The sequence below is a fragment of the Butyrivibrio fibrisolvens genome, assembly GCF_023206215.1.
Lineage (GTDB): Bacteria > Bacillota > Clostridia > Lachnospirales > Lachnospiraceae > Butyrivibrio > Butyrivibrio fibrisolvens_C.
On record NZ_CP065801.1, the window covers coordinates 169,820 to 194,457 of the forward strand.

At 34.2% G+C, this 24,638-nt stretch carries 21 protein-coding genes; 20 read left to right on the forward strand and 1 reads right to left on the reverse strand.

Features of this window, described 5'->3' with window-relative positions; genetic code table 11:
* The first annotated feature begins 11 nt into the window (after positions 1 to 11).
* The 19 genes from I7804_RS18045 to I7804_RS18130 all read left to right on the forward strand — a co-directional run bounded on the left by I7804_RS18045 (position 12) and on the right by I7804_RS18130 (position 18,625).
* Positions 12 to 1,106, forward strand: a complete 1,095-nt coding sequence (locus tag I7804_RS18045) for an LCP family protein (RefSeq protein WP_248405993.1) — start codon at positions 12 to 14, stop codon at positions 1,104 to 1,106.
* A gap of 47 nt (positions 1,107 to 1,153) precedes the next feature.
* Positions 1,154 to 1,894 (forward strand): hypothetical protein, encoded by a 741-nt coding sequence (locus I7804_RS18050; RefSeq protein WP_248405994.1) that lies wholly within the window; start codon positions 1,154 to 1,156, stop codon positions 1,892 to 1,894.
* A 159-nt stretch (positions 1,895 to 2,053) separates the two neighbouring features.
* On the forward strand, positions 2,054 to 2,764 hold the full coding sequence (locus I7804_RS18055; protein WP_248405995.1) for a CpsD/CapB family tyrosine-protein kinase: 711 nt from the start codon (positions 2,054 to 2,056) through the stop codon (positions 2,762 to 2,764).
* Between the two features lie 62 nt (positions 2,765 to 2,826).
* Positions 2,827 to 4,098, forward strand: a complete 1,272-nt coding sequence (locus tag I7804_RS18060) for a glycosyltransferase (protein ID WP_248405996.1) — start codon at positions 2,827 to 2,829, stop codon at positions 4,096 to 4,098.
* A gap of 167 nt (positions 4,099 to 4,265) precedes the next feature.
* Positions 4,266 to 5,387, forward strand: coding sequence for a polysaccharide pyruvyl transferase family protein (locus tag I7804_RS18065; RefSeq protein WP_282570550.1), 1,122 nt, complete (start codon positions 4,266 to 4,268; stop codon positions 5,385 to 5,387).
* Positions 5,388 to 5,448: 61 nt separating this feature from the next.
* Complete coding sequence (locus I7804_RS18070; RefSeq protein WP_248405998.1) at positions 5,449 to 6,645, forward strand: Coenzyme F420 hydrogenase/dehydrogenase, beta subunit C-terminal domain; 1,197 nt, start codon at positions 5,449 to 5,451, stop codon at positions 6,643 to 6,645.
* A gap of 25 nt (positions 6,646 to 6,670) precedes the next feature.
* Positions 6,671 to 7,705 (forward strand): glycosyltransferase, encoded by a 1,035-nt coding sequence (locus I7804_RS18075; protein WP_248405999.1) that lies wholly within the window; start codon positions 6,671 to 6,673, stop codon positions 7,703 to 7,705.
* 627 nt (positions 7,706 to 8,332) lie between these two features.
* Entirely contained in the window at positions 8,333 to 9,241 is a 909-nt protein-coding gene (locus I7804_RS18080; RefSeq protein ID WP_248406000.1) for an alpha-1,2-fucosyltransferase, read from the forward strand.
* A 108-nt stretch (positions 9,242 to 9,349) separates the two neighbouring features.
* Positions 9,350 to 9,817, forward strand: a complete 468-nt coding sequence (locus I7804_RS19455) for an EpsG family protein (RefSeq protein WP_420314869.1) — start codon at positions 9,350 to 9,352, stop codon at positions 9,815 to 9,817.
* Positions 9,721 to 10,359: an EpsG family protein gene (locus I7804_RS18085; RefSeq protein WP_420314870.1), complete on the forward strand. Its 639-nt coding sequence runs from the start codon at positions 9,721 to 9,723 to the stop codon at positions 10,357 to 10,359. The genes I7804_RS19455 and I7804_RS18085 overlap by 97 nt, the downstream gene beginning before the upstream one ends.
* Positions 10,360 to 10,443: 84 nt before the next feature.
* Entirely contained in the window at positions 10,444 to 11,787 is a 1,344-nt protein-coding gene (locus I7804_RS18090) for a polysaccharide biosynthesis C-terminal domain-containing protein (protein WP_282570551.1), read from the forward strand.
* 19 nt (positions 11,788 to 11,806) lie between these two features.
* Entirely contained in the window at positions 11,807 to 12,919 is a 1,113-nt protein-coding gene (locus I7804_RS18095) for an acyltransferase family protein (protein WP_282570530.1), read from the forward strand.
* A 717-nt stretch (positions 12,920 to 13,636) separates the two neighbouring features.
* On the forward strand, positions 13,637 to 14,722 hold the full coding sequence (rfbB, locus tag I7804_RS18100; RefSeq protein ID WP_248406003.1) for a dTDP-glucose 4,6-dehydratase: 1,086 nt from the start codon (positions 13,637 to 13,639) through the stop codon (positions 14,720 to 14,722).
* Between the two features lie 202 nt (positions 14,723 to 14,924).
* Positions 14,925 to 15,335, forward strand: a complete 411-nt coding sequence (locus I7804_RS18105; protein ID WP_282570531.1) for a VanZ family protein — start codon at positions 14,925 to 14,927, stop codon at positions 15,333 to 15,335.
* Positions 15,322 to 15,921, forward strand: coding sequence for a dTDP-4-dehydrorhamnose 3,5-epimerase (gene rfbC, locus I7804_RS18110; protein ID WP_248406004.1), 600 nt, complete (start codon positions 15,322 to 15,324; stop codon positions 15,919 to 15,921). The genes I7804_RS18105 and rfbC overlap by 14 nt, the downstream gene beginning before the upstream one ends.
* A 115-nt stretch (positions 15,922 to 16,036) precedes the next feature.
* A complete protein-coding gene (locus tag I7804_RS18115; protein WP_248406005.1) occupies positions 16,037 to 16,429 on the forward strand; it encodes a serine aminopeptidase domain-containing protein in 393 nt (130 codons plus the stop codon).
* Positions 16,430 to 16,435: 6 nt separating this feature from the next.
* Complete coding sequence (locus I7804_RS18120; RefSeq protein ID WP_282570532.1) at positions 16,436 to 17,011, forward strand: VanZ family protein; 576 nt, start codon at positions 16,436 to 16,438, stop codon at positions 17,009 to 17,011.
* Between the two features lie 187 nt (positions 17,012 to 17,198).
* Positions 17,199 to 17,543, forward strand: coding sequence for a helix-turn-helix domain-containing protein (locus tag I7804_RS18125; RefSeq protein ID WP_022756211.1), 345 nt, complete (start codon positions 17,199 to 17,201; stop codon positions 17,541 to 17,543).
* A gap of 122 nt (positions 17,544 to 17,665) precedes the next feature.
* A complete protein-coding gene (locus I7804_RS18130) occupies positions 17,666 to 18,625 on the forward strand; it encodes a hypothetical protein (RefSeq protein WP_248406006.1) in 960 nt (319 codons plus the stop codon).
* Between the two features lie 60 nt (positions 18,626 to 18,685).
* Here I7804_RS18130 and I7804_RS18135 read toward each other — a convergent pair whose 3' ends face one another.
* Positions 18,686 to 19,735, reverse strand: coding sequence for a mS29 family ribosomal protein (locus tag I7804_RS18135; protein ID WP_248406007.1), 1,050 nt, complete (start codon positions 19,733 to 19,735; stop codon positions 18,686 to 18,688).
* Between the two features lie 484 nt (positions 19,736 to 20,219).
* Here I7804_RS18135 and I7804_RS18140 point away from each other — a divergent pair, with 484 nt between their 5' ends.
* The gene (locus tag I7804_RS18140) at positions 20,220 to 24,539 is read left to right on the forward strand and encodes an InlB B-repeat-containing protein (RefSeq protein WP_248406008.1); all 4,320 of its coding nucleotides are present in this window, start codon (positions 20,220 to 20,222) and stop codon (positions 24,537 to 24,539) included.
* Positions 24,540 to 24,638: the final 99 nt, after the last annotated feature.

The window sequence follows — 24,638 nt, forward strand, 5'->3', positions numbered from 1 at the left end:
ATGAGGTTGATATGAGTCATAAGCATAGACATAGAAAATATAAAAGATTTGGCCGCGAGGAACGAAAGACATTCCTCATATTGATGATAGCTGCAGTAGTAATAGTACTTGGAGCAGGCGCCTATGGATATAAAAGTGCGATACGCGCAGATGAAAAGACAGTACGAAGAAGTGCAGAAGCACAGAGCACTATGGACGCAGCTGCAAACGGGTCATCAATAAATGATTCGAATAAGGTAGCATCATCAACAGCGACTACGGCCATAATCGATAACTTCGATGGAACCATAACTTATAAAGGAGTGAAGTACAAACCAAATACATCGATCGAGACAGTTCTGTTCCTGGGTATAGATGATTCTGACCAGACAAGGCAGGGAGCCGGAATCGATGAAGGCGGACGTTCCGATACCATGATCCTGTTCATAATCGATAAGGACAAAGAGCTCATAACTCCCCTTGAGATCAACAGAGATACCATGGTAGGCGTTGATATATATAATAACGATGGAGAATTCCTCTACACAGGACAAGAGCAGATCACGATGCAGTATTCTTATGGACGCTCAGCCAGAGAAGCCTGCAACCTGACCAAGCAGAAAGTAGCCGACCTGCTTATGAGAACCCGTATCAATAACGTGGTATCTCTCACAATGGATGGTATCGAGCCATCTGTTGATGCAATAGGCGGTGTGACATTAAAGCTTCAATCAGATGAGACTGATCTTGATCCCATGTATACCGAAGGTGCAGTTATTACTCTAAATGGTAAAGATGCTTTCGACTTCGTCCACACAAGAGACGTGGAGACAAGAGGCAGTAACATGGACCGAATGTCCAGACAGACCCAGTTCATGCTGGCACTGTCCCAGACTGCAAGACAGAAAGGAACCGGAGTAATAAACGTCATGGAAGAAGCTGCAGGCGATTATCTCTATGAAGATATGAGCGCTGATATTGCAGACTGCTTCGCAAAATATGCTGTAGCAGACACAGTCTACATGCTGCCCGGTGACAATGTCGAAGGAGTACTTCATGATGAGTTCTATGTAGACAATGAAGAACTCACCAAATTGATAATACAACTCTTCTATGTAGAGAACTGACTCTTCATAGAATTAACAATAATTTAAGAAAAGATGAGGGATGAGTGATGAAAAAGAGGATTTTAACAACAGCAGCTATGGTATTAGCAACATTGACATTTGCACTTGGAACAACAAGCGCACTTGCAGCAAGTAGAACAGACACAGCAGAAGTTCTCGGTGCTACAAGATCAAGAGAAGACGCAGGTGAAGCTGCAGTACTCGGAGCTGATAGGAAGCAGAATTCTGTTGAAGTTGCAACAGAAGAGATTAAAGATGAGAAAGTCGTTGCAGACATTGAAGATAAGACAATTCTTGCAGAGACTATTAATACAGTTATAGAAGCTGCAAATAAGGCTAATAATACAAATGGTAATAACGAAGAAGTAAAAACAGTTACAGCTGCAGATCTTGAAGTTCTTGTATCTGTAGATGTTACAGTACCTGAAGGAACAGTGGTTAGCGCTGAGAACCCTGTATATATCACATTTACAGTACCCGGAATCACAACTGAGACTAAGATTCATGTAATGCACTACAATACAGCAATCGGTGTATGGGAAGAAGTTGCTTCAGAAGTAGGTAACGGATATGTAGTAGGTGAATTTACAAGCCTTTCACCAGTAGCAATTGTAGCAGAGAAGACATCTCTTAGCGCAGCTGCTAATACATCTAATAAAGGAACTGGAAGTAAGACATCACCAAGAACAGGTGATAACCAGATCCTGTTCGTAGTAATCTTCGCAGTGATCGCAGTAGCATGCGTATCTGGTACATTTATCTCCCTTAGAAAAGAGAAAAAGAAGTAATAACTGATCATTACCTAATTTTAGATGAAAGAGTCCTAAAGAACTATCACAGTTCGGGACTCGACCATCTAAAGAATGTATGCACTAGGTTTTTTTAATGGGAAAATAGCTAGTGTTTAATTAAAGTCGGCCTAAAATAGGCAGAAAATCGGAGTCGCCATGATAGATATTGAATTAGAAACCAAGAAGCTACCCTTTGGAATGACAGAAGAAGTTAAGAACCTTAGAACCAGTATAGCATTTGCAGGAGATGGCATTAAATCAGTTCTCTTCACAAGTACTATGACCAATGAAGGCAAGAGTACAATCACTATCGAAGCTGCAAAGTCATTTGCAGAGCTTGGTAAGAAAGTAGTGCTTGTAGATACCGACCTTCGAAAGTCAATCCTTAAGATGAAGCTCGTATCAGGCAAGATGAAATACGGTCTGACTCATTATCTGTCTGGACAGTGTGAAGTAGATGACATCATCTATCATAATACTGCAGAAGGCTTCGATAACATGTACATAGTACCTACAGGGCCTGCAACAAAGGCTCCTACAGAGCTTCTGTCAACAGATAAGCTTGGCAAGCTCCTTGATGATCTTAGGAAAGATTATGACATGGTTATAATTGATACTCCTCCAGTAGGAACAGTAATAGATGCAGCTATTATAGCGCCACATACTGATGGAGCAGTATTCATTGTAGAAGCTGGCAAAGTTAACTTTAAAACTGTACAGAAAGCTATTGAGAAGTTTGAAGCATCAGGCTGTAAGGTACTTGGAGTTGCTCTTAATAAAGTTGATAAGAGTAAAAATAGTTACGGTTATTATAAGTATGGAAAAGAATATGGGTATGGTTACGTATATGGTGAACAAAACTCATAGGTCAATTATTATAACTGAAAGATTGTTAGTAGGGTAGAGTTGCATAGCAGGGAGATACAGGAATGAGGGGAAACGGTGTGATCATGACAGAGTCAATAGTAGAAAAAGTCGTTTCTAATCCAATCAATCAAGAAATAAGTGATAAGCTTTTTGAAAACGATCGTAGATTCGACCTTGTATTTAACAATGCTTCTTCAAAACCAAAGCTTTTATATGTAGTAGAAGCAATGGGAGGGGGCGTTTTTACGTATATTGTTGAACTGGTAAATAGTCTTGTAAATGATTTCGATATTTATATTGCTTATGGTATAAGGAATCAAACTCCTGATAATTATAAAGAATACTTTGATTCTAGAGTTAAAATGATCTTTATAAAAAATTTTACTAGATCAATAAATTTGAATAAGGATATACAATCATATTTTGAAATAAGGGAAATAGCTAAACAAATTAAGCCAGATATAGTTCATCTGCATTCGTCTAAAGCTGGCGTTATAGGACGATTTTTGTTTAACTTTTCTGATATACCAGTTTTTTATACTCCACATGGATATAGTTTTTTGATGCAGGATCGTTCAAAGGTCAAATGTTTTATATATAAAACGATAGAGAGATTTTGTGCGAAGTGTAATTGTACAACTGTTAGTTGCAGTTATGGAGAGTATGAAGAGACTTTAAAATTAACTAAGCGTGCAGTAGATATAGACAATGGAATAGATATCAATGGTTTTAATGAATTAGTCTCGCAGGCAAAAAATATAAGTTCATTTGAATCGCATGATAAGCAATTAAAAGTGTTTACACTTGGTAGAGTTAATTATCAAAAGAATCCGGAACTGTTTAATGAAATAGCGACCAGATTGCCTGATGTCAAATTTGTATGGATAGGTGATGGACCTTTGATAAATCTTCTAACTGCTCCAAATATTGAAGTAACTGGTTGGAAAAACAGAGAAGAAGCACTTGCGATATCAATGTCATGTGACATCTTTATATTAACATCTTTATGGGAAGGACTTCCACTTTCATTATTAGAAGCGATGTACATGAAAAAACCTGTTGTCGTAAGCAACGTTATAGGAAATCGTGATGTTGTTAAGAATAAAGAAAATGGATATGTATGCGATAAAGTAGAAGATTATGTTTCTGCAATAAGCGACGTTGCACATCATAAAGAATATGCTAGAAATGCATATTATGATGTTATTGGACACTATAACATCGTAAATATGACACAGAAATATATATCTTTATATAAGGAAGCTTTAAAAAGCGGAGAGAAAGTCTTTATTAAGAAGGTTGAAAAATATAATCAATTAGTAAAGTGTTCATGAAATGTTCTTTATAAAGAAAAAATAAGTATTGGAAATAGTTTAAATGTTGCTGTAAAAAAGCAGCAACATTTTTATTGAAAGTAAATGTTCATAATAAGTATCGGAGATTATTGATTTTGAAAAAGGTTGCAATTGTATCGTGTTATTTTCAACATAATTATGGCAGTATGCTTCAAGCATTGGCTACACAGATGGCACTAAAAAAATTAAATATAGATAATGAAACTATAAATATTGAAGGTTTTAGAAGTGAGATAAAAAAATCTAAAATAAAATATTTTGCTAGAGCCGCTGTTACTTCAGATATATTACTTTCTAAAAAAGGAATGGTAAAGAATGTCCTTAGAAGAAAGATTATTAAGGATGATTATTCAGTTAATAGCAAAAAGCGTTCGGAAAGGTTCGATGATTTTTATAAGAGGTATTTTAACTTATCTAAAAGATATAACTCAATCAAAGAATTATCCTCTGCTTGTCAGAATGCATATACTGATGTACTTGTTGGAAGCGATCAATTGTGGCTGCCTGCGAATATAGCAGCGAATTATTATACTCTTAGCTTTGTTCCCAAAAATGTTAATAGTATTGCATATGCTACTAGCTTTGGACAGTCTACATTACCAAGTGATTCATCAAAAAAAGCATCTGTTTTTTTGAAAGATATAAAAAACATAGGTGTAAGAGAAGAATCTGGTCAGAAATTAATAAAAGATCTAACGGGAAGAGATGTCCCAGTAGTATGTGACCCTACTATTTTATTTTCTGGTAAGGAGTGGATGGATATTCAGAAAAAGGAACCAATAATAGAAGAGCCATATATTTTATGCTATTTTCTTGGAAATAATCCTCCACATAGAGAGTTTGCCAAAAGGCTTAGAGATGTAACAGGATGTAAGATAGTCGCGCTTGTCAATTTAGATGAATACGTAAAAAGTGATAATGATTATGCTGACTTTACGCCTTATGATATCGATCCGGCAGACTTTTTGAATCTAATCAGAAATTCTTCTTATGTTTGCACAGATTCATTTCATTGTACAGTATTTTCGATTTTGTATAATAAGAAGTTTTTTACATTTAGAAGGTATACTAGAAAGACTAAAACATCTACTAATAGTCGAATTGATACCCTATTAAAAATGGCAGGTTTAAATAATAGACTATTCAACGGTGATGAAGATGTAAAAAAACTCATCAATCAGAACATAGATTTTGAGAGGGCTAATAAAAGACTGCAGGTAGAAAGAGAAAAGGGATACCAATTTATTAGGGCAGCGCTGAATGTTTGATGAATAAAGCTCCAGCAAGCATTATTTGTGTTTAATAAGCGTTGAGATAAAGAGGATTTATATGATTAGTATTAAAGATAAAAAGCAATGTTGTGGATGTAGTGCCTGCATGAATGCTTGCCCTATAAATTGCATTTCAATGGTGGAGGATGAAGAAGGTTTCAGATATCCTCATGTAGACACTGCAAAATGCATAAATTGTGGTAAATGCGAACGTGTATGTCCTATTTTAAATGTTAAACCTGGAGAGAAATTTGAACAAAAAGCATTTCTTATCAGAAACATGGATGAGCAAATCCTTAAGGAATCTACATCAGGAGGTGCATTTACAGCAATAGCTAAAGAGGTTATTGATGCCGGTGGAGTTGTCTTCGGTGCAGCATTTGATGATCAATTTGAAGTACATCATACTTATGTTGAAAAATATGAAGACTTGAGAATCTTTAGAAACAGTAAGTATGTACAAAGTAATATTGAATCAACTTATAAAGAAGCGAAGGCATTTCTTGATGCTGGTAGACAGGTGTTATATAGTGGAACACCTTGTCAGATAGAAGGATTCTGGCATTTTCTTGGTAAAGAATACGATAATCTGATATTATTGGATATTGTTTGTCATGCAGTACCTTCTCCACTTGTTTGGAGAAAATATAAGGAACATGGAATAAAAGAGAATCATAGCAATATTGTTGGTGCTGCATTTAGAGATAAGACTAAATATGGATATCAATATTCTCAAATTAGTTTGAAATATAGTAGCGGAGAATCAAAGTTTGCGGGTGTTGAATCAGATCCTTATCTAAGAGCCTTTTTTTCTGATTTGAGTGATAGACCATCATGTTACGATTGCAAATTCAAAAAAAGATATCGTGTAAGTGATATCACAATATGGGATTGTTTTGATGTATATTTACTTGATAAATCTTTTGATGATAATAAAGGTGTAACAAGGGCTCTCGTTCATACAGAAAAAGGTCAAAAGATAATAGAGAACCTTTATAATTGTAGAGTCAGAGAAATCATGGCAGATGATGCAGTAAAAAAAGTTAATGAACTTGTTCATTCAATAAAAGAGAACACAAGAAGGAGTGAGTTCTTTGAAGACTTAAATAATAAACAGTATTATGAAGTAATTGATAAATGGTTTCCGGATTCAATTAAAGTGAAAACTGAACGATTTATAAGAGTAAGTTTTGAGTGGCTTGGTATATACCGGCCTGCGAAGAGATTTGTTAGGAAAGTTTTGGGCAAAGAGTAATCTTGGAATTGCCAGAGGTGATGTTATGACAAATAAATGTGTGAGTATAGTAGTACCAATCTATAAAGTCCCTGAAAAATATCTAAGAAAGTGTATAGAATCTATTCAAAGTCAAACATTGAAAGATATTCAGATTTTGCTTGTTGACGATGGATCACCTGATAATTGTGGCGATATTTGCGAAGAGTATGCATCTAATGATAGCAGAATAATACTAATACATAAAGACAATGGTGGTTTATCTTCGGCTAGAAATGCAGGCCAGAGAGCAGCGACAGGCGAATATTTAATGTTTGTTGATGGGGATGATTGGATAGAACCTGATATGTGTGAAAAACTATATTCTATTGCCCAAAACACAAATGTTGAACTTGTAATGTGTGGAATGTATAGAGATTATGCTTCTTCAAGTGATATTTACAAGATAGGCTTAGAGGACAAGAAAATTTATTTAGGCGATGAATGTAAAAAACTACAAGAAAAATTATTTGAATACAATTGTAATATTGCAGTGGTTTACTCAAAGCTCATTAAAAAATCACTTTTAGATGACAATAATATATATCATGATGAAAAATTAAAACAAGGAGCTGAGGGTCTTGAATTTAATTTGAGACTTTTTGATAAATTAAATTGTGCTACATTTACTAAAGAATCATATTATCACTATATTTATAATGAAAATTCCATATCATCTACATCTACTGATTTAAACAATGAACTAGTAGTAAGATGTTACAGTAAAATACTTGAATTAATCAATAGTAGTGATAATTCTAAGAATCTTATCCCAAAGTTTTATAACAGATTCATTTATGTAATTGTTACTACTGCTATCAGTGGATATTTTAATCCAAATAATACGGATAATCATAAAGAACGCGTAAGAAAATTTACTAACTATTTACGAAAACCGTTGGTTGAGAGAACAATTAATTCTGCTGATTTAAGTAATGTTAATAAGCAAAGAAAACTAATACTATGGCTAATCAAAAATAGATTTTTCTTGGGCTTAGAAATACTTGGATATATAAGAATATGGCAGAAAAAGCATAAGTGAATCCGGAGAAAAAGTAATGGTTAGAGAAGATATATTGGTTTTAGCTGACAACATAGGAAAATAATAGTAGAAAATAAACTGATGTTTCCTGCAGATTTAAAAATAGGTGAAGATGCTTGTTTTAATATTGATTATTGTAAATGTTCAGATAAAAAACTATTTATTGATGAATATTTGAATTACTATAGAATACTTTCAGACTCGGCTAATCGTTCGTTTAGTAAAGATATTCTAGTAACTAGATTATCTTTACTTCAAGCATATTTAGATAGATTTAAGGATCAAAAAGACACAATTGAGTTTGGGACTTGTTACTTAAGAGAAGTGTTAAGTTGCGTATATAATTGTCTTTATAAAGATATTTCGAATTTGTTTAGTGGTGAATCTATAAGGTATAAGAATAAGAAATTAAATGAGTTAATAAATTCAGAATTGATATGTCAAGCCTTTAATATTAATTTCGACAATGATTTTTTTACAGTGGTCGAAAAAATAAAGATATATTTAATTAGAAACAAACGGAAAAATTTATTGTATTTATTTGGAATTTTGGTGTTCGCAAAGATCAGTATTAGTCGGCAAATAGCTTAATATGTTTGCCATTAAAGTTATGAAAGAGGGATTGTGATGATATATGTAGATATGAGAGGTAATTTAGGAAATCAATTATTTGATTATGCATTGGCTAGGGCGATTAGCGAAAAAACTGGCGATAACATATGTTTGAATACATATTATTTGCATAAGTATAAACCTCAATATACTTTTAATTTAGAGTATTTCAATCTTCCAGACAATGTTGAGATTGTAGATGACATGAAATTCCCATTTGGAGCAAATAGCTTTTCTTTGTTTTCCAAAATAGCTAGGAAAGTAGCTCCAAATATTTATTTTTCCCTTTTTAGTAAATTTGGAATATATGTGTGGTTAAGACCGGAATACAAAAAAATAGATATAGCAAATACAAAAAACCATTATGTGGTTGGATACTGGCAGAGTCCCAAATATTTGAATGGTATTGAAGATATATTAAGAAAAGAAATTGTTCCTAATAAAAAAACATTTGAGGATAATAAAGATGTGATTGAAAGGAATAAAGATTTATTTAATATAATACAGAAAACTGAGTCTGTTTGTATATCTATTCGTAGAGGTGATTATATCTCTGATGAAAAGAATAGGAAAAATTTTTATATTTGTGATGAAAAATATTTTAAAGAAGCCATGGAAAGAATAAACGCTGATGTACCAAATGCTGTTTTTATAATGTTTTCTGATGATATTGAATGGGTAAAAAATAATATAGATGTAGGTAATACACAAACTTATTATGAGTCGGGTAAAGATCCAGTATGGGAGAAACTTAGATTAATGTCATCGTGCAAACATTTTATTCTGTCAAATAGTACCTTTAGCTGGTGGGCTGAGTATCTTTCACAAAATAGTAATAAAATAGTGTATGCACCAGACAGGTGGTTTCCTACCAAACAAGTATCTGATTTGTATGAGAGCTATTGGAAGAAGATTTTAGTATAAGGGAAGCGCTATGCTATATTTGTTGTATTGTATTGTTTTGATTTCATCGATATTATATGCCTTAAAATATAGAAATTTAAAAAAAATCCTGTTTCTTTTAAATGCACTATTTTTCTTTTCCTATGGATCTTTTCTGGATGGATAAGAGGTTCGTATGATGTTGAAATTGGAATTAGCAGATATTTAGAGAGTTCAAGATTTGAATCATTTACAGAAATTGGATATTCTTTTTTGGTTGAATTTGGTCATAAATTAGAACTATCCTATAGAATGCACTTTGTTATTTGGTCTTTATTTGAAGTGACTATTCTAGTTTGGTTTATTAATAAATGGTGTATCAAACCTCCGATAGTCTATGCTATGTTTTTGCTTTATCCTATGATTTTTTACTTCCAATATGTTAGGAATATAGCAGCGTTTTCTATTGTTTTAATTGGATTCAGTTGTCTTATTGAAGAAAAAAAAAATATGGTAAATATATATATGCGTTATGCATATTGGGGGCTTCAACAATACACTTCAACTCTATATATTTTGCGACGTATTTGTTGTTGTTTGCAATTAGAAAGAAAATAAGTAAAAAAACAGAGTGCATTTTCGTTGGAATACTATCAGTTCTACTAGGAGTTGGTACTGGAACAGGTTTTTTTTACAATGTAATCAGCATGTTTTTAGGAACAACTAAGACAAGTATTATTGAAAATTCCACAGGTGCGTCGGGGCAGTTTGGAAGAGTTGCTACTTGCTTGGCATATATTCTTTTGTTTTTTATATATTATTATTTAGTTAATTTCAAATATGGTTTAAAAACAATTGATTCTAATTCTGACTTTCTTTTTAAAGCAAATGTCTTATCTTTTATGTTTGTTCCACTTACTTTGAATTTTGGTGTCGGTTTTGCTAGGATGCCAATACTAATTGGAGTTATAAACTACATATGGATTGTGAATAAGATATCGCTGATTAAAGGGCAGAAGAAAAGAATTGTTGCGTATATTCCGATGTTACTAATATTGTCATTTATATTAGCAGCAAATCTAAAGAATCAAGAGTTTTGGGAATTAGTAATTAAACCATCATTTGAGAATAATGAACTTATTAAATTTATAATGGAGTGATATTAGATAAATGGGAAACAAATATAAATATCTTGGAAAAAACATTTTTTTATTTGCATTAGGTGGATTTGTTCCCAAAATTCTATCTTTTTATTAGTCCCGTATTATACAGGTATACTATCAACTGAAGAATATGGTGTTGCTGATCTTTTATTGACAACAGTGTCTATTTTAGTTCCAATCTTTACACTAGATATTCAAGATGCAGTTATGAGATTTACGATGGATTTTCATTATGAAAAAAAATCAGTTCTATCAGCTTCCTTAAAAATTATATTTTTTGGAACAATTTTATTAGTAATATTTTCAATAGCATTTTGGTCCACTGGCATTTTGAGCCTTAAAATTGACTTGCTCATTTTTTTAATTATATTATTTATGGAAACTGCCTTTTTGAATGTTTGTTCTTTCTTTTGTCGCGCTATTGATAAAGTTAGAACAATGACCATATCTAGTATCGTAAATGCACTGGTATTTCTGGGTTCAAATATATTATTTCTTTCAGTATTCAAAAAGGGATTAAATGGATATCTGCTTTCATACGTGATTGGATATGCTGCACTAATATTATATGTGTTCTTTTCAGCAAAATTATATAAATACATTTGTATAGTAGATGACAAATTTAAAAAAACTATAAGAGGAATGTTAAAGTTTTGTTTTCCGTTGGTTTTTAGTGTATTAGCATGGTCAATTAATACAGCATTGGATAGATATATATTGACTTGGATAGTGGGAGTATCTGCAAGTGGTTTATTTGCAATATCTTATAAAATACCGAATTTGCTTTCAACATTTCAAAATGTTTTTTCCCAAGCATGGTCTATTTCTGCTATAAAAGAATTTGATCCTGACGATAAAGATGGTTTCATGAGCGAGATGTACACAATGATGCTTTTTGCCATGTCAGTAACTTGTTCTGTTATTATGGCATTTAATGTTACTTTTTCTAAAATCCTTTATTCTAACGATTTTTTTAATGCTTGGAAATATGTTCCGCCCCTTCTATTTGCAGTAGTGCTAAATGCTATGTCTATGTTTATGGGAAGTATTTATACTGCAGTAAAAGATTCTAAATCATTGTCTATTTCAACGCTGCTAGGGGTTTTTATTAATATTATTTTAAACGTCGTATTAATTTTTTTATACGGAACGTATGGAGCTGCTATTGCTACTGTAATTGGTAATTTTGTAACTTTTTTTTATAGGAAAGTATTTCTTAGAAAGCATATTAAGTTAAAAATAAATGCTTTTCGAGAATTCATGGTTTATTTTGCACTAACTATAGAGATGCTACTTGGTATATGGGGAAATGATTATATTATAATACAATTTACTGCTATTATACTTATTTTAATAATACTTAGAAAAGAAATGATAAAAACTTTTGGATTTATGAAGCAGAAAATATATAAGGTACGCAAATGAAAGATATGGTGACAATAAAATGAATAAAATAAATACACTTACATCATTAAGGTTTTTCATGATTATTACTATTTTTTTGTATCATTTCGAGTTTATGGGTGTTGGTGTAAGAAACTTTTATGATTTGCATCTTCATAATGCTGGAATGGGTGTGGATTATTTCTTTATTTTATCCGGGTTTGGGCTTACATATTCATACATTGGAAGATGTAAGGAAGTTAGTAAGGATGTTTACTCAATAGTTGGGGCATATAAATTTGCCAAAAAAAGGACCAAGAACATATGGAGATGGTATATTATTTCATTAATAATTATGATTGGCCCCAGTCTTGCTCTATCAGAGATTGATCCTATATATAAAAGAGTTGTTGTAAAAATGACACAATTTATAACTGCGCTCACACTTCTTCAATCGGGTACAGGCATTTCAAAGATTAGTCATGCGATTAATCCTGTTTGCTGGTTTTTGTCTTGCATATTTATTTTATACATGATATATCCTTGGATAAAGAAAACTAATGATTTCATTATACTAAATAGAAAGAAAGACATTGTTCTTTTTCTGATTGCTGATTATATCATCTATTACTTATTTCATCTAATTTTTTCGTTTTTAGAAAGAACGCAAGGCATTTTTGATGATATTTCATATGGTTCTCCTTATATAAGAATTTTCCAGTTTGTTGCAGGTGTTTTGTTATGCGATTTTGTTTATATCAATAAAAATAAATCATCATGTGATAAAAAGATCGCATCTATCCTTGAAGTTGTTGTTTTATCGGCGTTCATGCTTTGGTTTTTTTATAGAAATGCTTTATTTTATGGTGAATATGAGTCTGAAAAAAGTTTACTAGATTTTATTATAGCATCAACAATTGTATTAGTTTTTTCTTACGAACAGGGATTTATATCTGATTTTTTTACGACAAGATTATTTGTATATCTTGGGAATATATCTATGTATGTATTTTTATTTCATTTTCCTATCATTAGATCAATGGAGATTATTTTGGATTTATTAAAAATCAGCATTCCTAATTTAATATTCGTTTTTATTTCTGCGATTATTACTATGATTGTTTCTTTTCTAGCTAATTTGTTAACCTCATGTAAGTGTCAAAACGTGTCCTGAACAACTAGAAATTATTTAATAGTTTTCGGTGGCGCTATACTGGAGATAATGGAAGATCCCTCATAATTCAATAGTCCCAATAATAGCGAAATGTTGACTGGATGCGGAAGAATTTGTAGCAGTAATGAAGTAATGGTAATTAGAGTGAAGCGTAGGGATTATGATAGTCTACTCATTTTTGAAACAACTACATTTAGTGTGAGAATTAATGAACAAGAGAAAAACATTTCAGATTTCGCAATAGGAAACCTTAGTAACTTATAGAAGAGTTAAGACAAATCGTGGAGCAGGAGGTGCTGACGGTGTAGACTTTAAGAAATATGAGACTAACTAAAAAGATAATTTTTCAATCTATGGAATCGTCTATCAACTAGTACATTTTTTTACCAAGCGTTTAGAGGAGTTGAGATTTCAAAGATAAACGGCAAGAATAAGCTATTTGTTATTCCGACTATTGAAGAACGGTGTGCCTAGATGGATGTTAGAAATATATTAGAAATATATTAGAGGCCAAGCTAGAAGCCTTTCACGTACGGTTCCGTGAAAGGCTTGGGGTAAAAATCCCTTACTTACTTGATTGTTTTGCCTATTATTGAGCCGGTTTATACTGTAATCTTCTACAGTGGTAATGTTGCCTAAAAATGATAAAACTGGTTGGAATATTATTGGCGTGTTATTCAACTTGAAACAAATATAAGGATATAGAAAGGAAAAAGAATGAGAACTTACCTTGTAACTGGCGGTGCCGGATTCATTGGCTCCAATTATATTAACTATATGTTTAAAAAGTACGACAACGAGATCAGAATAATTAATGTTGATGTACTGACTTACGCAGGCAATCTTGAGAATCTTCGCTATGTTGAGAACCGCGATAATTACACATTTATCAAGGCTGATATCTGTGACAGAGATGCAATCAACAAGATTTTTGAAGAGAATGATATCGACAGAGTAGTTCATTTTGCGGCTGAGAGCCATGTGGACAGATCTATCGTAAATCCTGAGGTTTTTGTTCAGACCAACGTTCTTGGAACAGCTACAATGCTGAATGCTGCCAAGAAGGCATGGGAGCTTCCAGATGGTACTTTCAAGGAGGGCAAGAAGTTCCTTCACGTTTCAACAGACGAAGTTTACGGATCTCTTGATGATGACCCAAATGCTTACTTCTATGAGACAACTCCATATTCACCTCATAGCCCATATTCAGCAAGTAAGGCAAGCTCTGACATGCTGGTTAAGGCTTATATGGATACCTACAAGTTCCCTGCTAACATTACTAACTGCTCCAACAACTACGGACCCTACCAGTTCCCAGAGAAACTTATTCCGCTTATCATCAACAATGCCCTTGCAGGCAAGGAGCTTCCTGTTTACGGAGATGGTAAAAACGTTCGTGACTGGCTTTATGTTGAGGACCACGCTAAGGCTATCGACATGGTTCAGGAAAAGGGCAGACTTTTCGAGACTTACAACGTTGGAGGACACAACGAGAAGCAGAATATCGAGATCGTCAAAACCATAATTGATGTGCTGAGAGAGGAGCTTGATGACTCTGATCCAAGAAAAGCGCATCTTTCCTATGACCTTATCAAGTATGTAACTGACAGAAAAGGTCATGACCGCAGATATGCAATCGCGCCTGATAAGATCAAGACAGAGATTGGCTGGGAGCCTGAGACAATGTTTAATGAAGGCATCCGCAAGACAATCAAATGGTACTTTGAGAATCAGGAATGGATGGAGCATGTAACTTCTGGTGACTACGAGAAGTATTATCAGAAGATGTACGCTAACAGGTAATATATATATAAGTATAAATGAACTTAACTATTTTATGGACTACATGATTACTGACATAAAAAACCATTTTAATATTGATATGTTTAAAGATGTAGAATACCTGTCATTTAATGCTTTTGTAATAATAATATGCGTTTTGGTGTTCGCAGTATCAGAAGACAATATATTTTTTCGTATAAAGCGAACTATCTTGATACTGTACATGAACGTAGTATATTCGATGACTGTATTAATGCGAATTGGAAGTAATACAGTACGAAAGATTCGAATGCAGCCATTTTTTACCATATTTTATTATAAGGAAAAAGGGAGTGCATTTATGTTTTGGCAAGGTCTTATCAACATACTGATGTTTCTACCTATTGGTTTTTTATGCACGAATCTGATTAGGGATAAGAGAACCATATGGAAATATCTTATGATATTCGTTGGTGTTATCTTATTTTCAATTATTATTGAGACTGAACAATATTTCCTGCGTGCAGGTGTCTGCGAATTCGATGATATACTTACCAATACTATAGGTGGTGCAATAGGTATGGTGATAGGTTCAGCAAACGATATACAAATAATAAAAAAGGGTAAAGGATTGAGTAATAATGGGACAGATTAAAGTTGAAAATTGCGGTGATATAGAAGGTCTGAAGGTTATCACACCTACAGTACATGGTGATAACAGAGGCTATTTTATGGAAACATATAATAAGCGAGAGTTTTTTGAAGCGGGAATAGACGTAGAATTTGTACAGGATAACCAGTCTGCAAGTAAGAAAGGTGTTTTAAGAGGACTCCATTTTCAGAAAGAATTCCCTCAGGACAAGCTTGTTAGAGTTATCAAGGGCGAGGTATTTGATGTTGCAGTAGATATTCGAAAAGGTTCTAAGACTTATGGAAAGTGGTTTGGAGTAGTTCTATCAGAAGAGAACAAGAAGCAGTTCTTTATCCCCAAGAACTTTGCACATGGATTCCTTGTTCTGTCTGATTATGCAGAGTTTTGTTATAAATGTTCAGACCTTTGGCATCCAAATGATGAAGGTGGACTTGCTTGGAATGATCCTGAGATAGGAATTGAATGGCCAAGGCTTACCGGAGAATATCGAGGAAGTGCTTCAGCTGAAGGATATAAACTTGAAGATGGTTGTGATTTGACACTTTCAGGCAAAGATCAAGGCTGGAGTGGACTTAAAGATACTTTTTAAAATGCATCAAAGAATTCGATAACCGTAGTTATAATTGCACACTTGCAAAGAATCTTGTGGGATGGCAGAATAGTTCTAGATTTGCACTGACATTTGAGGTAAAAAGTTCTTTTACATGACTATACTATTACTATTTCTTACTATACTTTTAGTTTTTACTATCACTCTCCTTGTTGTAGAAAAGCTCCTGTTCCAACCATTCAAAGGAACTGCCACTAAATGGCTCCACCATTCTGATCAAAACGGACGCAAAGTTCTTTTTAAAAGCCGAAGAAATGAACTATCAGGTTGGTTCTATGGAGATGACAACGACAATGCGAAAGGCATGATCATAATCTCCCACGCAATGGGAGTTACATCTGAGTATTACCTGCCGGAGATCATGTATTTTGCTGACAGGGGATATAAGGTATTTGCATTTGATAATACCGGATATGGATACAATAAAGGCTTGTTTTGTGGATTTCCTCAAGCAGTTAAGGGTTTCATAACTTACAAAACGGTATAAAATTGCATGAACTATAACTTTTGGCAATCTATCATACATGACTTAGAAAATCACTTTGAAATAGGTATTTTCACAGGGGATACTTATATAATATTCAGTATATTTATCCTCCTTATGTTGCTGATGTTTGTTTTTATAAGATCAGACAATACCAAAGAACGAATAATGCAGGCTGCCCTGCAGGGATATATGTTCATAGTTTATTCTATGGCAGTTATCCTCCATTACAAAAGATTTGAGCGAAAGGTTAACTTTCAGCTGTTTATATCCTACAAAAGGGCAATTGAGTACGGAAACAAATACCTGTTTTATCTCGGCATAGAGAACGCGCTGGCATTTGTGCCGATCGGAATATTGATTCTAATACTTCTTAAGAGGGAAAAGAAATTTAGTTCGGTTTTACTGACCACGGTGCTTAGCGGTGCCTTTTCGCTTTTGATAGAAGTAGTTCAGTATATTTTTGTTGTAGGTGTCTTTGATGTTGATGACCTGTTCCATAATACTTTGGGTGGTTTTCTTGGAGCATTGCTTGCATTTGTGGTTTTCAGGATCAGAAACAAAACTAAAGCAGAATCATCGTAATCCTGCTTCAATGATATCAAAGGCGTTATTAGGGACTTTATAGGCGCTCATGGCAGTCTGCCTAAGAAGATGTTTGCATTACGAAGAATTGACGGTATATATATTTAATGATAAGATACGTATATTAGTATATATACATGCACTGTGGATGTAGCATTTCAGTTTTTATGGAAGGATCATTTTATCAATGCTTATAAGAGATCGTATATTTCAGAAACTTGATGAACTGGATATGACACAGAAGGAGTTTTCTATAAGAACAGGTATACCCCAGACTACTATCAGTGATTGGCGTAAGAAGAGGACTAATCCAACAGCAGAGAAGATAATGGTGATCTGCAAGGTGCTTGATGTCACACCGGAGTGGCTTCTTTCTGGGATTGAGCCGCAAGGAGACAGAGGTAACCCCCAGAAATGGTATGCCATAGATTCTGAAACTGAAGTTGGTAGATTAGTAGTAACTTTTAATGCTATGAATCATGGAATGCAGGAGAGGCTTCTAGGCTATGCGGAGGCACTTTCTAAAATGTAATTTTAATTTAAAATTCATATACGTATAATAGGATTATTTTAAAAGCTCATTGAATGCAAGTTTTTGACATATAGCTTGCTAACAATAAATATAAATGCAATAATCGGAGTAAGAGAAGGCATATGGACACAAATTTATCCCAGACTATAGATATTACTACTGAAAGAGCCAGATACGATGAATATATAAAAGAGATTTTATCTGACAAGCAGATTTTGGCTAGAATATTAAAATATACTCTTGAAGAATTTCAAGATACAGATATAGATACTATAATTGCCAATATAGATGAACCGGAAGTTTCAAAAGTTAGAGTAGAACCAGGGCATACCAATACAGAGACTATAAAAGGGGCACCCACTGAAGATAATGTGCCTGGCGAAGGGAAGATTTTCTTTGACATAAGATTTTCAGCTTATTCCAAGGATGAGCTCATCAAGATTCTGATTAATATTGAAGCTCAGAAGAGCACGAATACATCAAAGCTAGGATATCATCTTGATAACAGAATAATTTATTATCTGGGACGAATGATATCAGCCCAAAAGGAAGTAGAGTTTGCAAAGTCGGATTATGATAACTTAAAGCCTGTAAGAAGCATATGGATATGCATGGATGCAGGTGATAATGAAGATTCTATTAATCGTATTAGATTTGTACAAGATACTGTATTTGGAAAAGATATAGAGTTTTCTAACATTAATAAGGTTCAAGGCATTATAATAAGGTTAAGAAGTAATGAAAATGTTGCGGAATCGAAGAACTCACTTATAGCAATGCTTGAAGAGCTTCTAAAAAGAGAACCTGTGGATATTAAGAAGCAGCGTTTGTCAGAAAATTTTGGACTAATGATGAGCGTAGATACTGAAAGGAGACTTGGTGATATGTGCAATTTAAGTCAAGTTCTAATAGATCAGGGAGAAGAAAAAGGAAGAGTAAAAGGAAGAGAAGAAGGAAGAGAAGAAGGGAAAGTAGTAGCCAGATTTGAGGATGGCATGAATATAGAAACAATTGCTCATAAATCACAGCTGTCTGTTGAGAGGGTTAAGGCTATCCTGAAAGAGGAAGGACTTATATCTTGATTTTGTTTTAGAAAAGCGCTGCTCTACCTGTTGCTATTGAGGCAGAGCAGTTTTTTTATATCAAAACTCAATCTGTGCATCTATGAATTCCTTGAATCTAGGCAGCCTAAGCGTGATAACCCCGCGAAGCCTTGTATCAATGACGCCCTTTTCCATTAGTCGTTTACGTGGAACTGACCATTCGCTATGTGATTTTTTAGTTATTTCCAGAAGATCAGTTGCTGTCATGGAATCCTTTTGGGCTATAAATTTAAGGAACCAGCGGTCGTTTGGTGCAAGTTCAGACCATATTTTGTAATATACTTTCTGGGCCAGAACATCATCGAATTGACGTAAGACCTCGTCTGTCACTGTCTTTCCTTTTGAATCCCACATGTATTTTCCAAGTGTTTGATATGCAAAGGCGTAACCTTTCGTTATATAGGCCATTTTCTCAGCTTCTTCAAAGGTGATCCCTAGAGTCTTTTGATAATCGTCTCTTATATAGGTTATATTAAGAGGCGTCATTTCGAATTTAGTAGCACGCAGGAAGAAAGTAAGCCCTTTTGTGTTCTCCAGACTTTCTATATCTTCATATAGTCCGGCAAGAATGGTATAAATCGGAAGGTCTTTCCTTATCAGTATCTGAAATTCTTGAATGAAGTCAATAATTCCCTTGGTATTCCTGGCTTCATCTATAGTAACAAGAAGCCTTTTTCCATGTTTGTTTAATTCAGAAAGAAGTATTTCAAGAGCATAATCTATACTTGCAACAGGGCTCTTTTTTGAGACATTAATGCCAATGCCAAATGCAGACAGGTTCAGGTTGGCATCTACAAATTTGGTTATGAGTGGGACGCTGCTATATAGCCTGGCTACAAGTTCGCTTATGATATCAGAATCAGACCTGATTCCGATCACAACCCAGTTTTTTTCATCATTGAAGTGCCTCTCAAGGCTTGTTAGAGTTACTGTCTTACCGGTACCACGAATGCCTGTTAGTTTAAAGGCCTGTTCATCAGGGATATCGCTTTCAAGAGCTTCAACGATGCTGTCTATAATGCTTGCTCTGCTCAGGTATTTAGTTGGGACTTTACCAAAGCTTATGGTATATGGATTTCTATTGTTCATAAATGGTTAACCTCATGTATCTATATAATGGCACAACAACTATATAATTCTATATAAAATAATATAATTTACTATGTATATATAATACTATATAAAATAATATAAAACAACCAAACACAAGATAATCATATAAAAGTATATAAAGTTATATAAAAGCTACAACTTATAAAAGTCACAACCTATCAAGATTCTGATTAATATTGAAGCTCAGAAGAGCACGAATACATCAAGCGCTGCTCTACCTGTTGTTATAAAGTAAACTCTCCGACAAATACTGTCCGGAGAGTTTTTTTAGTGCCGAAAGCGGCCAATTAGCTTGATTCTATCATCATACAAATAAATTAAGCAAAAATAAATAGAAATATGATATTTTTGAAGATAGGTGATTTGGTATCCTATTCCTCGTGATTGTGATTAAGAATTTACTTTATGCCGCAGTACCTGGCATTTGGTATATAAAAATCGTTACGGAGGGATAGGAACGATGAAAAAGATGAGACGCGTATTGGCTATGGCCATGGCACTTGCAATGATGCTCACTACATTTGGCAGTGATATAAGTGTTATAACATCATACGCAGAAGAAATGACTGATATCGAGCAATCAGATATCGATACAGTCGAGACACCGGTTGAGGAAGGATCTGAAAACGGTGAGGAACAAGTAACTGATGTATCTGCAGAAGGATCAGGTGAAGCTGAGACTTCTGAGCTTGCAGAAGATGCTTCTACAAAGTCAGCTTCAGGCGATTCTGTAAATGAAGATGCAATTGACGCAGCTAGTACAGAAACATCTGCAGATGATTCTGCAAGTGTAGCAAGTACTGACGAAGCAACAGACAGTGCTTCAAATGCAGCAAGTGTTGCAACATCTGATGAAGCTGTAACAGAACCTCAGTATGAGTATGAATTCAAGGATTCTACAGAGGTTGATAATGTAAAGATATCTCTTTACGCTGCTAAGGATGTACTTCCTGATGATACAACATTTGTAGTAACCAGAGTTTATCCTGAGGTTGCAGAGATGATTGAAGAAGATCTCTCTAATCAGGCAGGAGAAGATACTCAGGTTGAAGTTCAGGAGACAATCTCTTTTGACATCACATTATATGCTAAGAGCATGATTACAGAAGAGAATCCGGAAGGTGTTGTCCAGCCTAAGGATGACGGGACTGTAAAGGTTACATTTGAGGAACTTAGCGAAGTATCAGATAACGTATCTGATTCAGACACAGGAATTGCTGTATACCATGTTGAAGATGACCTTTCTGATGTTAATTGTGAGACTAAGGTTGAGAATACAACATCTGATGATGTGACTTTTGATGCAGAGCATTTTTCTACATATTCAGTTGTAATTTACAGATATATGTTTAGAAGTGAAATAAAAATAGAAGCCAAGGATATTAATGATACTTCTAAAAAAATAGGGAGTACAGAAACAGTTAGCCATTCGTTAGGGTTATTTGAAGAAAAAATTAGTCCATCAGAGTTAGCAGAATCAATTACTGGTTATAAATTCGTAAAGGCAACAGTAGAAAGCAGTAGTAATTCCATAGAAATTAAATATTTCAGACTGAATTGGAATAATGTTCAGTATACTACAGGCGAGAGAAATGGTCTCAATGGTTATAAATGGATCAATTACGAAAGTACGGTGTATTTCTGGTACGAGAAGATAAACGAAAAGATTCCTGTAGCAGTATACGCAACAGATGGAACAAGCAGCGCTAAAATCAATCAGCACAGCCAGGTACTTAGAGACACACTGGGGCTTAAATATGTACAGGATGATGGCTATTTCCCTATTGGTGTTGTATGGCTTTCACAGGATGTAATAGATCAGGGATTAAATGGTGACATAAGTGCAGTTATAAACAGTATTGAGTCAATAGATACAAAATATCTTATTAATTCCGGTATAGATAACAACGAGAACACAGTATTTGCTAATAAGAGCAATATAATGCTTGATAAGGGCGGAAGCGCTAAATCTTATCGCACAGCATTTTTTAAATGGGTTAATGGTGGCCAGTCATATAAGGGACATGAGAATCCGGAGCATAAAGATTCTAATGCTAAAGATAAAGATAAAGAAAATATAGATTATTTTAATGGACAGGATTATAAATATCACCTTGACATAAGATTTGATACCAATGTTGTAAGTTATACTGAAAAGTACTACACAGATAACAAAATTGATTCAACTAAAGAAAATGCATCGTCAGTTGCATATCTTAAGAACAGCAACAATTATTCAGCTGTATCTTATGAAGAGATTAAGAGTGCTGCGGTTGAAACAAAATCTGAATATAAACTTGAAGGTTTCTATTCAGATGCAGCTTGTACCAACAAGATCAGCGGAGATATTACAGTAAGATCAGATACAACAATCTATGTGAAATATGTTAAGAGCGGATCATACAATGTATATTTCAAGGATTCTGAAGGAAATATCCTTAAAACAGTTACCAAGAAAACAGGTGAAGATCATTCAATCACATTGTATGAAGGTGATGCTCCTACAAAGGAAGGATACAGATTTACCGGTTGGAGTAATGCTGAGACTTCTGATAATGGTGATGTAACCTACACAGCTCAGTTTATCAAAAAGGTAACAGTATCATTTGTAACAACTAATGATAAAGTTAAGACATCATCTGTAATTACGAATCAGGTTATTGATGAAGGAGAAAATGCAGTACAGCCCGAAGCGCCTACTGCTACAGGTTATACTTTTGCCGGATGGTATATCAAAAATGGTGATAAGGAGAATGAGTATAACTTTAATACTTCAGTAAGTGAAGATATAACCCTCTATGCTCATTGGACTGCAAATAAATACACAGTAACAGTTAAAGATGAGTATGTTATTGGTGATACTAAAACAATAGTGACCAGAATTGCAGCTGATAAAGTAGAATATGGTCAAATCAAAACATATAAAAAGGCATCTGTAATAGGATATACATTTGATTCATCAAGCGTAAAAGTTTCAAATAATGAAGCAGTCCAAGATGGTTCAGAGGTAATACTAACTGTCGAAGATAATACAGAAATCGTATTTACTTATAAAGCTGAGGAAAATGTGGTCGTAGCATTCTTCCTTTTAAATCCGGAAGTAGAAGACGCTCCTAAGATAGGTTCTCAGAGTAGCGCTGATTATTATCCGGAAGGCGGAAGCAAGAAATGGAAGGGCACTGCTGCTAACATTGATGCGATTAACGTGACAGATCTTACGGAGGCTAATGGATATTCATTATCCTGGGGTAATATTAATGGATACAGAGCTATATATAACTGGAATAATGGCGTATTTGATATAACAGATGCTAAATATGACAGTGAAACATATAGTGATATATCTTCTTATATCGCTTCAAATTATGGCAATAAAAAGGATGAATTCTCTATTAGCGATGTAATCTGGTATGTGTACAAGAGGCAGAGCGATGGATATCACATTGACGGATATGTAAGCACATATATTACATATGATCCGAACTATGGAGAAAACCTTGCTACAGTTACTGGTTCAAAACTCAGATACAATACAAAAGCCACTATCGCCGGGAACCCATTTATTAGAAATGATGGTTATGCATTTGCAGGGTGGTCAACATCTGAAAATGGAGAAGTGGTATATAAGCCTGGTGATACGATAGAAAATCTTACTTCAAAACTGACTCTTTATGCACAGTGGACAGATGAAAATGTATATGAAGTAACATTCAAGTATGGCTATGACAATGGAAATAACACAGACATTTTCCATTACGAAAATGGCTTAAAGTCAGGAAGTATATTAACAAATGTACCTGAACCTGAAAGAGATGGATATGATTTTTCAGGCTGGAAGGATGAAGATGGAAATATTTTTACATCTGATCAGATAAAAAACAAGGCAGTAATCAAAAATACAACTTATACTGCGGAATGGACACCTAAAAAAGATACAAAATACACAGTTGAGTATTATGTTCAGAATCTTAGTGACGACGGCTATTCATTATATGATACAGATTGGAACCCGGTAACTTCAAATGGTACAACTGATACTCTGGTGGTGGTTTCAGACTACAGTAATAGAGAAATAACCGGATTTACCTATAATGAAGATAAAACTGCAGCATATTCAAGAGAAAAAGAGGCAGGCACAGTCCTCGAATCATCACTTGATTCTGCAACTATTAAGGGTGATGGCAGCCTTGTAATAAAGCTTTACTATGACAGAAACAGTTATACTGTAAGATTCCTTAATTATGATGGAACAGTACTTGATGAGGGAAGCTATAAATATGGAGATATGCCTTCATATACAAAAACTACTCCTGTAAGGAACTCTGATGACAAGAGAAAAGTATATCTTTTCAATAATTGGGATAAAGAAATTGTCGCTGTAACCATGGATGCGGATTATACAGCACAGTATACAGAAAAAACACTAATAGTAGATGAGGATCGTACAGTAGACACAGCACCATCTACAGATGATGCACCTTCACAGCCTGATAATAATGGAGAAACAACACAGACAAGTGCATCTGAAACATCTGCAGCACAGACAGCTTCTAATTCGACGGCAACAATTTCTGATCAGAGAATTGCAATGACAGATGAACCTGATGTACTTGGAGCAAGTCGTGATGCTTCAAAAGACGATGCAGCTGTTCTTGGCGAGAGACGTTATTCTACAGGTGATTATGATTATACTTATAAGTATGTCATTATAATCATTGCAGCGGGACTTATTATTACACAGCTTTACTTTGGATTTGGCAAGAAGCAGAGTGATAAATAATCGTAACCCCAATAGTTATAACTAAAATAATAGCCATATATCGTGGAAAAAACTGCGATATATGGCTATTTTGTTGCACTTTTCTATATACCAATAGTA